This is a genomic window from Nocardia sp. NPDC058244 (assembly GCF_042882065.1).
Classification (GTDB): Bacteria; Actinomycetota; Actinomycetes; order Mycobacteriales; family Mycobacteriaceae; genus Nocardia.
This window is the reverse complement of the sequence record NZ_JBHVWX010000003.1, coordinates 583,042-595,832: the sequence shown is the minus strand read 5'-3', so window position 1 is coordinate 595,832 and position 12,791 is coordinate 583,042. Positions and strand designations below refer to the sequence as shown.

At 71.1% G+C, this 12,791-nt stretch carries 9 protein-coding genes; 6 read left to right on the top strand and 3 right to left on the bottom strand.

The annotated features are described in order from the left end of the window. Positions 1–11 precede the first annotated feature (11 nt). On the bottom strand, positions 12–1,028 hold the full coding sequence (locus tag ACFVW6_RS12480; RefSeq protein ID WP_378831900.1) for a DUF6670 family protein: 1,017 nt from the start codon (positions 1,026–1,028) through the stop codon (positions 12–14). Between the two features lie 182 nt (positions 1,029–1,210). On the opposite strand from ACFVW6_RS12480, the gene ACFVW6_RS12475 reads away from it, so the two are divergent. The 4 genes from ACFVW6_RS12475 (at position 1,211) to ACFVW6_RS12460 (ending at position 9,495) form a co-directional block, all read left to right on the top strand. Beyond that, positions 1,211–1,801 (top strand): TetR/AcrR family transcriptional regulator, encoded by a 591-nt coding sequence (locus ACFVW6_RS12475; protein WP_365013955.1) that lies wholly within the window; start codon positions 1,211–1,213, stop codon positions 1,799–1,801. Between the two features lie 41 nt (positions 1,802–1,842). Then, positions 1,843–2,481 carry a LysE family translocator gene (locus tag ACFVW6_RS12470; RefSeq protein WP_357348665.1) on the top strand — a complete coding sequence of 213 codons (639 nt, stop codon included), beginning with the start codon at positions 1,843–1,845 and terminating at the stop codon, positions 2,479–2,481. Positions 2,482–2,758: 277 nt separating this feature from the next. Continuing rightward, complete coding sequence (locus ACFVW6_RS12465; RefSeq protein ID WP_378831896.1) at positions 2,759–8,224, top strand: carboxyl transferase domain-containing protein; 5,466 nt, start codon at positions 2,759–2,761, stop codon at positions 8,222–8,224. 116 nt (positions 8,225–8,340) lie between these two features. Then, the gene (locus ACFVW6_RS12460) at positions 8,341–9,495 is read left to right on the top strand and encodes an LLM class flavin-dependent oxidoreductase (protein ID WP_378831894.1); all 1,155 of its coding nucleotides are present in this window, start codon (positions 8,341–8,343) and stop codon (positions 9,493–9,495) included. An 18-nt stretch (positions 9,496–9,513) separates the two neighbouring features. Here ACFVW6_RS12460 and ACFVW6_RS12455 read toward each other — a convergent pair whose 3' ends face one another. Further along, positions 9,514–10,197, bottom strand: coding sequence for a TetR/AcrR family transcriptional regulator (locus tag ACFVW6_RS12455; RefSeq protein ID WP_378831892.1), 684 nt, complete (start codon positions 10,195–10,197; stop codon positions 9,514–9,516). 91 nt (positions 10,198–10,288) lie between these two features. Between ACFVW6_RS12455 and ACFVW6_RS12450 the strand changes: the two genes are divergently transcribed. Both ACFVW6_RS12450 and ACFVW6_RS12445 read left to right on the top strand, forming a co-directional pair. Then, positions 10,289–10,906, top strand: a complete 618-nt coding sequence (locus tag ACFVW6_RS12450) for a maleylpyruvate isomerase family mycothiol-dependent enzyme (protein ID WP_378831890.1) — start codon at positions 10,289–10,291, stop codon at positions 10,904–10,906. Between the two features lie 186 nt (positions 10,907–11,092). Continuing rightward, positions 11,093–11,722, top strand: a complete 630-nt coding sequence (locus tag ACFVW6_RS12445) for a hypothetical protein (protein ID WP_378831888.1) — start codon at positions 11,093–11,095, stop codon at positions 11,720–11,722. A 17-nt stretch (positions 11,723–11,739) separates the two neighbouring features. Here the strand turns inward: ACFVW6_RS12445 and ACFVW6_RS12440 are convergent, their stop codons facing one another. Further along, positions 11,740–12,669 carry a DMT family transporter gene (locus ACFVW6_RS12440; protein WP_378831886.1) on the bottom strand — a complete coding sequence of 310 codons (930 nt, stop codon included), beginning with the start codon at positions 12,667–12,669 and terminating at the stop codon, positions 11,740–11,742. Positions 12,670–12,791 lie beyond the last annotated feature (122 nt).

The following is a 12,791-nucleotide window of genomic DNA, read 5'->3' as shown; positions in this document are numbered from 1 at the left end:
CCGGGTGGGGGCTACGGCGTGCCGATCTGTTCGACGTAGCCGGTGCCGGCGACCGGGCGGCCGCGGAAGGTGCCGGTGTAGTGGTAGCTGCCGACGTAGCCACCGGCCATACCGTAGATGTAGTCGTCGTTGGCGACGGCGTCGATCTCGATCAGCCGGTCGCCGTTGTCGTCGTCGACCGCCCAGGTGAACGCGGTGCCCAGCGTCATGTCCCGGCCCTCGGGTGTCCGTCGTGACGTGGGCTCGTACCGGGTGACCTGGTACCGGTAGCCGTTCTCGTAGGCGCCGCCGTGGTCGGTGCGGGACCGCACGTACACCGTCTGCTGGAACGGAACCCCCAGTGGCCCAAGCACTTCCACCATCAGCACCTGGGTGTCGGCGTCGATGTTGATGATCTGGTAGGTGAAGAAGTCGATGAACAGGTCGACCGAGACGGCGCGGGCGTATTCCAGGGTGCTGAGCCCGGACAGCGCGTAGCGGGTGCCCTGATGCTCGACGGTCCCCTCGTACTCGCACAGCAGCGACCAGTGGTCGTAGAGCCCGCCGCGGATCTTGGCGAAGTGCGCGATCTTGTCGGTGGCGCGCACCCGCAGATCCGCGCGGAACTCCGGATTGCGGTAGGTGACCAGGAAGTCCGGATGGCTGCCGCGCAGCGCGAAGTCCTCGCCGAACCGGATCAGGCTCGCGTCCGGCGCCAGCTCCAGATCCCGGTCGACCTGGTAGCCGCGGAACTGGCCGGGGAAGCGAACCGCCGTGCCCGCCAGCAGGTTCGCCGTATCGGCCGCGGTGGTCTCGATCAGATGCGCGTTGCGGAACGCCCGTACCTTCGGCTGCCCGATCACGGTGATGAAGTCCAGGAAGTTCAGCGGCGCGGGCAGGCCGGGGAACATCAGGCCGTAGTGCACGGTGCGGTAGCGCCCGCGGGGCGGATGGAACGGGGTGCTCGGGTCGTACGGGGTGCCGTTCACCGCGTACGAGCCGGAGACGGTGCGTTGAATGCCGTGGAGCAGGGGAGTCGTGATCGCCATGGATCGGCGCCTTTCGCTGGACGTGCATCGAGCTGACCGATGGGGAAATTACCGTTTGGTCAATTCGACGTCAACCAGTTGTGTGCCGCGCCCGAGATGGACGCCCGCTCAATTGACCGTCTTCGAGGAGGCGGTAAATTACCTGGTGGCCGGACACGGTCAACCGGGTGAAGGAGGGCGTGATGGGCACCGCGGGAACGAAAGGCGTGCCGCGCGCCGAGCGCGAACAGCAGATCCTCGACATCGCCGGTGAGCAGATCAGCCGGGTCGGCTACGCCGGGCTGTCCCCCGGCGCCGTGGCGACCGCGGCCGGGGTCTCGAAACCCATGGTGTTCCACTACTTTCGCAGCAAAGAGGGGCTCTACGCCGCGTGTGTCGAACGGGCGGCCGACACGGTGTGCGGTGCCATCGAACCGGTCTTCGACGGCACCCCGGGGATCGAGATGGCCGAGCACACACTCGAAGTCGTCATCGCCGTGCTGGCGCGCCGACCGCACGACTGGAACGTGCTGCTGGACCGGTCGTACCCACCGGACGGTGTCGCGGCCGAGGCCTCGCACCGGGCCGAACGCCGCCTCGCCGAGCAGGCGTACCGCGGCGCCGCCGCCCTGCTCGCCGAACGCGGCATCACCGATCCCGCCGACCTGTCCGCGCTCACCGATGTCTGGATGGGGGTGGTGACGGCGCTGGTGAACTGGTGGCTGCGGCATCCGGACGAAAGCGCCGAGGCGATGATCGCCCGCTGCACCCGGCTGCTCGGCGCGTTGTTCTGAAATCCTTGCCGGACAGGCTGTTCGGTCCGTACGGTCGGTGGATGGTTCCGCTTCCGAATCTGCTCGCGTTCCTCGCGGCGGCGTTCGTCATCGTCGTCGTGCCGGGGCCGGGCGTGCTGTTCGCGGTCGGCCGGGCGCTGACCTCGGGGCGGCGGGCCGCGCTGCTGTCGGTGTTCGGGCACGCCATGGGCGTGCAGACGACGCTGGTGCTGGTCGCGGCCGGGCTCGGTACCGTGCTCGCCGTCTCGGCGCTGGTGCTGACCGCGGTGAAGATCATCGGCGCGCTGTATCTGCTGCACCTGGGCGTGCAGGCCATCCGGCACCGCCGGGAGCTGTCCGCGGCATTGGCGGCGGGCGCGGCGCCGGTGGCGGCGACGAAACTGTTCCGGCAGGGCTACGTCGTCGGTGTCACCAATCCGAAGGCCATCGTCTTCTTCGCCGCGGTGCTGCCGCAGTTCGTCGATCCGGCGGCCGGCTCGATGGTCGGGCAGCTGGTGGTGCTCGGGACGATCATGGCCGTGCTGGCGCTGGTGCTCGACAGCAGCTGGGCGCTGCTCGCCGGCACCGCGCGCAGCTGGTTCGCCCGCTCGCCGCGCCGCCTGGAAGCGGTGGGCGCCACCGGGGGAGCGATGATCATCGGGCTCGGCGCCTCCGTCGCGCTCACCGGCGCCGTCAAGTGACGTCGGGACGCGCCGGGTAGCGCACTACTCTCGGCCGGTCGCGCGATCCGGAGGACACTGGATGTACCGCCTGCGGCCGGTGCCGTCCGCGCGCGCCGAGGCACGCCGGGAACCCCGCACTGACCGGGGCGGGATGTGACCGACTCCAACAATACGTGCGGGTAACCCTTGGACGCTGTTCACATATACGGAGTAGAGGTGCACACTGCCCTGGAACCGGAGTTCGAATTCGTACCCGTCCGGGCCACACAACTCGGTATTGGAAAGGAGTCGGCGAGTGTTCAGCCGCATCGCCATCGTCAACAGGGGAGAGGCCGCCATGCGGCTCATCCATGCCGTCCGTGATCTGGCGGCGGCGAGCGGGCTACCGATCGAAACGGTCGCCCTGTACACCGACGTCGACCGCAACGCCACCTTCGTCCGGGCCGCCGACGTGGCCTACGACCTCGGGCCGGCCTCGGCCCGCCCGTACCTGGATCTGAAGGTGCTCGAGCAGGCCCTGGTGGCCACCAAGGCCGACGCGGCCTGGGTCGGCTGGGGCTTCGTCGCCGAGGATCCGGCCTTCGCCGAACTGTGCGAGCACATCGGCGTCACCTTCATCGGCCCCAGCGCCGACGCGATGCGCAAGCTGGGCGACAAGATCGGCGCCAAGCTGCTCGCCGAGGAGGTCGGGGTCCCGGTCGCGCCGTGGAGCCGCGGCGCGGTCGACACCGTCGAGGACGCCATCGAGGCCGCCGCCGAGATCGGCTACCCGCTGATGCTCAAGGCCACCGCCGGTGGTGGCGGGCGCGGTATCCGCGTCATCACCAACGAGGCCGAGCTGGTCGACGCCTACGAGCGCACCAAGCAGGAAGCCGCGCGCGCCTTCGGCAGCGGCGTTGTCTTCCTGGAGCGGCTGGTCACCGGTGCCCGCCACGTCGAGGTCCAGGTGATCGCCGACGGCCAGGGCACGGCGTGGGCGCTCGGCGTCCGCGACTGCTCGGTGCAGCGGCGCAACCAGAAGGTCATCGAGGAGTCCGCCTCGCCCGTGCTCAGCGCGGAGCAGACCAGCGAGCTGAAGGCCTCCGCCGAGCGCCTCGCCGTCGCGGTCGGCTACTGCGGCGCGGCGACCGTCGAGTTCCTGTACCACCCGGGCGAGCAGCTGTTCGCCTTCCTCGAGGTCAACACCCGGCTGCAGGTCGAGCACCCGATCACCGAGTGCACCACCGGTGTCGATCTCGTGCACGCGCAGCTGTCGGTGGCCTCCGGCACCAAGCTCGAGGGCACCCCGCCGGTCGAGCGCGGCCACGCCATCGAGGCCCGGCTCAACGCCGAGGACCCCGACCGCGACTTCGCGCCCGCTCCCGGCCGCATCGTGCGCCTCGACCTGCCCGCGGGCCCCGGTATCCGCGTGGACACCGGCGTCAGCGAGGGCGACACCATCCCCGCCGACTTCGACTCCATGATCGCCAAGATCATCGCCTACGGCCGCGACCGCAACGAGGCCCTGGGCCGGCTGCGCCGGGCCATGGCGCAGACCCGGGTGGTCATCGAGGGCGGCGCGACGAACAAGAGCTTCGTCCTCGACCTGCTCGAGCAGCCCGAGGTGATCGACGCCAGCGCCGACACCGGCTGGATCGACCGGGTCCGCGGCGAGGGCCGCCTGGTCACCCACCAGCATTCCGCCATCGCGCTGGCCGCCGCCGCGATCGACGCCTACGAGGACGAGGAGCGTGCCGAGCGGCACCGCCTGCTGTCCACCGCCTCCGGCGGCCGCCCGCAGGTCCAGCACGAGAGCGGCCGCCCGCTCGACCTGAAGCTGCGCGGCGCGAGCTACCGGGTCCGCGTCGCCCGCATCGGCGCGCACCGGTTCCGCGTCGGCATCGAGGCCGGGACCGAACTGACCACCGCCGACGTCGATCTCGAGCGCTTCGATCAGCACACCGGGCAGATCGTCGTCAACGGCACCCGCTACCGCCTGATCACCGGCACCCACGGACCGACCCACCTGGTCGACGTCGACGGCGTGACCCACCGGATCAGCCGGGACGAGGGCGGCGTCGTCCGTTCGCCCGCGCCCGCGCTGGTCGTCGGCACCCCGCTCGAGGTCGGCGCCGAGGTCGAGGCAGGCGCCGCGGTGCTGGTGCTGGAGAGCATGAAGATGGAGACGGTGCTGCGCGCGCCGTTCCGCGCCCGGCTCAAGGAACTCGCCGTCTCGGTCGGTACCCAGGTCGAGACCGGCGCGCCGCTGCTGCGTCTGGAGCCCCTCGCCGACGACGACGAGGCGGGCGAGGCCGAAGTGGTCGGGACGGTCGAACTCGACCTGCCCACCGAGCCCGCCCCGCGTCAGCCGCACGAGCGGCTGGCCCGCGGCCTGCAGGACCTGCGCAGCCTGCTGCTCGGCTTCGATGTCGACCCGCACGACGACCGCCGCGTCCTCGACGAGTACCTCGCGGCCCGCCGCGATTCCGTCGCAGGCGATCACCGCCCGCTGGCCGAGGAACTCGAGCTCGTCCAGGTCTTCGCCGATCTCGCCGAACTGAGCCACAACCGCGCGGCCGACGACGAGCAGAGCGTCGGCCACCTGCACAGCGCGCGCGAGTACTTCCACACCTACCTGCAGAGCCTCGACGTCGAGCGGGCCGGTCTGCCCGAGGCGTACCAGGCCAAGCTGGCGCAGGCGCTGAGCCACTACGGCGTCACCGAGCTGGACCGGTCGGCCGATCTCGAGGCCGCCGTCTTCCGGATCTTCCTGGCCCAGCAGCGCCCGACCGACACCGTCGAGGTCATCACCACGCTGCTGCGCGAGTGGCTGCGCGAGCCGATGCCCGACCAGGTGCTGCGCGAGCCCGTCGGCCTGGCGCTGGAGCGCCTGGTCGCGGCCACCCAGGTGCGCTTCCCGGTGATCGCCGACCTGACCCGTGGTCTGGTCTACGGCTGGTACGGCCAGCCGCTGCTGCGCCGCAACCGCGCCCGCGTCTACACCAATGTCCGCAAGCACCTGACCTACCTGGACGCGAACCCGGACGCGGCCGATCGCGCCACCCGCATCGCCGACATGGTGCGCAGCACCGAGCCGCTGGTGCGGCTGCTCGGCCAGCGGCTCGAGCGCGACAAGCCCGAGCACACCGTTCTGCTCGAGGTGCTGACCCGCCGTTACTACGGCAACAAGGGCCTGACGGGTGTGCGCGCCGAGCAGGTCGGCGGCACCTCCTTCGTCGTCGCCGAGCGGGACGGCGCGAGCCTGGTCTCGGCCGCGGTGAGCTTCGACGAGCTCGGCACCGCGGTGCAGGGTCTCGGCGAGCTGGCCGGCGGCGCGTCCTCGATCGACGCCGACATCTACCTGAGCTGGGAGGCCCAGCCCGAGGACTCCGACGCCATGGCCGCGGCCCTGCAGGAGGTCCTCGGCGGCTACCAGCTGCCGCAGCAGGTGCACCGGATCACCGCGACGGTGGCGGGCAGCAACGGCGCGGTCATGCACCACCACTTCACCTTCCGCCCGTCGGCCACCGGCATGGCGGAGGAGCGGCTGATCCGCGGTCTGCACCCCTACATCGCGCAGCGGATGCAGATGGAGCGGCTGCGCAAGTTCGACCTGACCCGCCTGCCGTCCTCGGACGACGAAGAGGTCTACCTGTTCCGGTGCGTCGCCAAGGGCAACCCGTCCGACGACCGCCTGATCGCTTTCGCCCAGGTCCGCGACCTGGCCGCGCTGCGCGAGCACGACGGCAGGCTGCTGGCTCTGCCCACGGCCGAGAGCACCATCGCGACCTGTGTCGACTCGATCCGCCGGGCGCAGTCGCGGCGGCCATCGGCCAAGCGGCTCAACACCAACCGCATCGTGATGTACATCTGGCCGCCGATGGATGTCACCAGCGAGGAACTGGCCACGATCGGCGGACACGTGCTGCCGACCGCCGTCGGCGCCGGGCTGGAGGAGATCCTGCTCATCGCCCGGCAGCGGGACCCGAACACCGGCGAGCTGACCAAGGTCGGCGTCCGGATCACGATCGGCGCGACCGGCGGCTCCGAGGTGACCGTCGGCGAGCTGACCGACGAGCCGGTCGAGCCGCTCGACGAGTACCGTCAGAAGGTGCTGCGCGCCGCGGGCCGCAACACCGTCTACCCGTACGAGCTGACCGGCGTGCTGGGCGATTTCGCCGAGTACGACCTCGACGCCGACCACGTGCTGGTCCCCGTCGACCGGCCGAAGGGCCGCAACAAGGCGGCCATCGTCGCCGGTGTGGTCAGCACCCCGACCATCCAGCATCCCGAGGGCGTCACCCGCGTCCTGCTGCTCGGCGACCCGACCAAGTCGCTGGGCGCGCTCTCCGAGCCCGAGTGCCGCCGCGTGATCGCCGCGCTCGATCTCGCCGAACGCCTGCAGGTGCCGCTGGAGTGGTACGCGCTGTCCTCCGGCGCCCGGATCTCGATGGAGTCCGGCACCGAGAACATGGACTGGGTCGCCGCCGCGCTCAAGCGGATCGTCGAGTTCACCCAGGACGGCGGCGAGATCAACATCGTGGTCGCCGGCATCAACGTCGGCGCGCAGCCGTACTGGAACGCCGAAGCCACCATGCTCATGCACACCAAGGGCGTGCTGGTGATGACCCCGGACTCGGCGATGGTGCTGACCGGCAAGCAGTCGCTGGACTTCTCCGGCGGCGTCTCGGCCGAGGACAACTTCGGCATCGGTGGCTACGACCGCGTGATGGGCCCCAACGGCCAGGCGCAGTACTGGGCGCCGAACCTGACCGCCGCACGCGACGTGCTGATGGCGCACTACGACCACACCTACGTCGCGCCGGGCGAGCAGTCGCCGCGCCGCTCGCAGACCGTCGACCCCAGCGACCGCGACATCTCGAGCTTCCCGCACGTGCTCGCGGACAGCTCCTTCGCCACCGTCGGTGAGATCTTCTCCGCGGCCGCCAACCCGGACCGCAAGAAGCCCTTCGACATCCGGACCGTGATGCGCGCGCTGGCCGACCAGGACCACCAGGTGCTGGAACGCTGGGCGGGCATGGCCGACGCCGAGACCGCGGTGGTGCAGGACGCGCACCTCGGCGGCATCCCGGTGTGCCTGCTGGGCATCGAGTCGCGCAGCGTGCCCCGCCGCGGTTTCCCGTCGACCGACGGCCCCGACACCTACACCGCGGGCACCCTGTTCCCGCGGTCGTCGAAGAAGGCCGCCCGGGCGATCAACGCGGCCAGCGGTAACCGGCCGCTGGTGGTGCTGGCGAACCTGTCGGGCTTCGACGGCTCGCCGGAGTCGATGCGCAAGCTGCAGCTCGAGTACGGTGCCGAGATCGGTCGTGCCATCGTCAACTTCGAGGGCCCGATCGTGTTCACCGTGATCTCGCGGTACCACGGCGGCGCGTTCGTGGTGTTCTCGAAGGCGCTGAACCCGAACATGACCGTGCTCGCGCTGGAGGGCTCGTTCGCCTCCGTCCTCGGTGGCGCCCCCGCCGCCGCGGTGGTCTTCGCGGGCGAGGTCAACTCCCGGACCGCGGCCGACCCGCGCGTGCGCGATCTGGAGACCCAGGCCGCCAACGCGTTCGGCACCGACCGCGCGACCCTGACCGCGGAACTCGACGAGGTCCGCTCCTCGGTGCGCGCGGAGAAGCTGGGCGAGGTGGCCGCGGAGTTCGACGGCGTGCACAACATCCAGCGTGCCGTCGAGGTCGGTTCGGTCGACGCCATCGTCAGCGTGCCCGACCTGCGCCCGCGCATCATCGCCGCGATCGAGGCGGGCCTGCCGAAGTAGGCAACCCGCACGACGAACCGAGCCGCCCACCCCGGTCCGACCGGGGTGGGCGGCTCGCGCGTGGGACACTGCACGGGTACGCAATCCTTCTCGTCACCTCCGGAAGCGGGTGCGCGATGCGGAAACAGCAGCGGGTGCGGGCCGGGGTCGTCGATCCCGGGCTGCACAGCAGGTTCGTCCCGGATTTCACCCATCGCAATGCCGAGTTCCTCGCTGCCGTGGCGGGCGCGGACTCGCTGTGGTCCGTCGATCACCTGATCGGGTTGTTCCCGGCGTCGGTGTGGTCGGCGCGGCACGCGGGCGGCGCGCGTGTCGCGCCCGAGGCCGACGCCTATTTCGAGCCGTGGACGATGCTCGGGTACGCGGCCGCGCGAAACCGGTGGCGTCGATTGCGCCTCGGCATCGGGGTGACCGATACCGGCCGTCGGCATCCGGCGGTGACCGCGCAGGCCGCGGCGACCCTGCACCTGCTCACCCGTGGGCGGGCGATCCTCGGCATCGGCCCGGGAGAGCGGGAGAACAACGAGCCCTACGGGGTCGACTGGCGGCGTCCGGTGGCCCGGTTCGAGGAGGCGGTCGCCACGATCCGGGCACTGTGGGACTCCGGTGGCGAGCCGATCTCCCGGGATTCGGAGTTCTTTCCGTTGCGCGACGCGATCTTCGCGCTGCCGCCGTATCGCGGCACCCGGCCGGAGCTATGGATGGGCGCCCACGGACCGCGGATGCTGCGAGCGGCGGGCCGGTACGCCGATGCCTGGATGCCCGCCTTCCCCAGCAGTCCCGCCGACTATCGCGCCAAGCTCGACACCATCCGCGCCGCGGCCTCGGACGCGGGCCGCGACCCGTCGGCGGTGCGGGCGGCGGGCTGGTTCTTCGTCGTCGCGGGCAGGTCGGCGGCGATCGTCGAGGAGATCCTCGACTCGCCCGTGGTCCGCGCCTACGCGCTCATCGGGTCGGCGCAGGCCTGGGCGCGCCACGGTGCCGAACACCCGCTGGGCCCCACTTTCGCCGGCGCGCAGGACATCCTGCCGCAGACCATCGACGAGGCCACGGCTCTCGAGTACGGACGCCGCGCTCCCGCGTCGCTGATCCGGGAGATCTTCGTGGCCGGGACCCCGGACGAGATCCTCGAGCAACTCGCCGTCCGCCGCGATCACGGCCTGACCTATGCCGTGATGGTCGACCTCGGTGCCTGCCATCCCCGGCTCGGCAAGGGGTTGCTGACGGCATCGTCGTTCGCGAAGGTGGTCCGTGGCGTCCGGCGACTGTGAGCGGGTACGGAGTGCGGGTCAGCTCCCGCGTGCAGCTGTGCGGGGCGATCGTGCCGGGGGAGGGGACGCGGTCCCGTAGCGGCTCAGGAAGGTGTCGACGCCCTCGGTGACGAGCCGGTCGGCGAGGTCCGGCGGCAGGTCGGAACCGATCGAGCCGGTGATCAGGTGGGGGTAGATCGTCAGCCCGAAGAACTGGACGACCGCCACTTCGAGGTCGGGCACGGTGAGGTGGCCGCGGGCGCACAGGTCGGCGAGGAGTTCACCCATGGCGACGGCGGACTGGGCGGGTCCCTGCGCGTGGTAGGCGCGGCCGAGGTCGGGAAAGCGGCGCAGTTCGGCGGTGACAAGGTTGCGTAGGGCCAGTCTGGTCGGGTCCGTCGCGGCGGTGACCAGGGCGCGCGCCGCCCGGAGCAGGGCGTCGCGGACATCGTCGGTATCGGCGAGCTCGCTGCGGACCTGCGCCATCGTCGCGTGCGCTGCCCCCATGGCCTCGCCGATGACCTCGGTGAACAGGTCCTCTTTGCTGCTGAAGTGGTTGTACACGGTCACTTTCGACACGCCCGCCGCGGCGGCGATCCGGTCCATGCCCGCGTCGAATCCCTCGGCGATGAACACCGCGCGGGCGGCGGTCACGATGGCGTGCCGACTGCGCTCGGCGCGGGCCCCCGAAGGTGGCGCCGGTCTGGTTCTCGCTGTGCCCACGCTCCGCATGGTAGCGCAGCTGAACTCTTGAGTTCAGCTGTAACTTTCCTGTACTGTTCAGTTCAGTTACCGGCAGGGAGTGGAGGCTGACGTGAGCGAGATCTGGACGGTGGTGCACGCCGAGCGCGCCGCGCTGATCGCGGACCTGGCGGACCTGCCCGCGGGGCGGTGGTCGACGCCGTCGCTGTGTCCCGGCTGGGACGTGCACGACGTCGTGGCGCATCTGACCGACGACGCGAAGACCACCCGGCTGAGCTTCGTCGTCCACTTCGCCGCTGCCCGTTTCGATTTCGACCGTTTCAACCAGGCGGGTGTCGCGCGGGAGCGGGCCGAGGATCCCGCGCTGACCTTGGCCGCGTTCCGGGCAGCGAGCGGGCGCACCACGGGTGCCCCGGCGCCGAAGGCGACCCGGTTGATCGAAGCGTTCGTGCACGGCGAGGACATCCGGCGCCCCCTCGGCCTGCATCGGGACTATCCCGTCGCACCCGTGGTGACGGCGGTCCGTCATCAGCTCGACACGTCGGTGAAGGTCGGCGGCGGGAAGGAGCGCGCGCGGGGCCTGCGCCTGACGGCGACCGACGCGGATCTCGATGTCGGGGACGGTCCGCGAGTGCGCGGCTCCGCGGTGGCCCTCCTGCTCGCTCTCTCCGGAAGGGCCCTCGCGGCAGGGGAATTGGATGGCCCGGGCGCCGCGACGCTGACCGCGTAGGCGCACCTCGGGCGTGACACGTGCCGCTCCGCATCGGCTCCGAGCGGCACAGGCTGGAGCGGGAAGCTATGGTTACGAGACTAATAGTTTCGTAACTGGAGGCCCCATGTTCGACGCCTGGCCGCCCGAGTGCTCGTCTCGCACCCGGCACATCCGTGAACTCCCCGCGGTGACGGAGGCGAGCAAATGACCGCTCTGGCCGACCCACCCGTGCGCACCGGACGGCTCCACACCGCGTGGCGGACGGTGCACACGCCGGTTCCGGGAGTTCCGCGATGGGCCACGATCGCCGCCTTCGCTGTTCCATTGACGGCGCTACCGTCCAGTCTCTGGCGGATCGGCGTGGCCTTCCTCGACGACGACACCGCGGGCAAGCGCGGGGACCTCCCGTCCTGGCTCCCCGGCGAGCTGTATGTGATCGCCTTGTCGATCGTGTCGGAACTGGTGGCGTTCACCGCCGTTGGCCTGGTCGCGGCCTGGGGTGAATGGTTCCCGCGCTGGATTCCGCGGTTGCGGGGCCGGCGCATCCCCACTCCGGTCGCCGTGGTCCCGGCCGCGCTCGGCGCGGCGACGCTGACGATCATGTGGACCGCCGCCTTCGTCACGGAGTTCGCCGGTGTCACCCTGCGTGGCGACCCGACACCGGCGGACTTCCCCTCCCGCGCCGGTGGTTGGGAGTCGGCCGTCTACTACCTCTGCTACGCCCCGCTCCTGCTGTGGGGCCCGCTGCTGGCCGCGGTCACCTACGCCTACTACCGGCGTCGCCGGGCCGGGATCGTCGCGGGGGTCCCGGCCCCGGATCGAGTGTCCCCGTGACGATCACCGACACGTCACTAGGCGAGCTGCACCAGCACGCACCCGGTGATCAGCGCCGCGAGACCGGCCAGGCGCCCGCTGGTCACCGGCTTGCTCGGCAGCTGGAACCAGCCGCGATGATCGATGGCCGCCGACACCAGCTGCTGCCCGGTGACCGTGAGGGCGATGGTGGTGGCGGCGCTGATCTGCGGGATGACCGTGAACGTGACGGTCACGTAGGTCGCCGCCGCGACGCCGCCCAGCCACCCCCACCACGGCACCGTCCGCAGCGGGGCGAGCCGAGGACGCGGCGTGCGGCCGGTGCTCACGAGGACGATCAGCGCCACCGCGATGGTCGCCGTCGCCACGACGAACGACCACAGTCCGGTGGCGAACGGATCGTCGAGCGCGCGGCGCAACGCGGCATTGGTCGCGCCCTGCACCGGAAGGACCGCTCCGGCACCGAGTCCCAGCGCGATCCAGCCGATCCGCGCCGCGGTGGAGGTTTGCCCCTGGCCCCCGGCGAGCTGGCTGCGGATCACCACCACGATCCCGGCCAGCAGCACCGCCGCGCCCAGCACCGTGCCCGGCCCCAGCGGTCGCCGCTCGACGCCGAGCAGCCCGCCGACATCGAGCGCGATGGAGGCGAACATCTGCCCGGTGACGAACAGGCCGACCGAGGCGAGCGCGCCGAGGCGCGGGAACAGCAGGATGGCGCTGGTGATGTAGACGGGCGAGGCGATGCCGCCCACCAGTTTCCACCACTCGACGTCACCGAGCCCGGCGAGCGCGCCCCAGCCGCCCGCCACTGCGGCCACGACCGCGAGCAGCACGGCCGAGACCGCCAGTTGCACGGTGGCCGCACCGTACGGCGTGCCCACCGCCTTACCCAATTGCAGGTTCACCGAAGCCTGCAGCGCGAGCAGGCCGCCGACGGCGAGCGCCGCGGCCAGATAGACGAGCGTCAATGGTCTCTCCCAAAAGCGTGACGAATTCGGCACATTCACCATGTCGGTGGACGACGTCGCTGATCAACGCCAGTTTTCGGAACGAGCCATGACCGTCGGATCATGATCATGGAGGCACACCG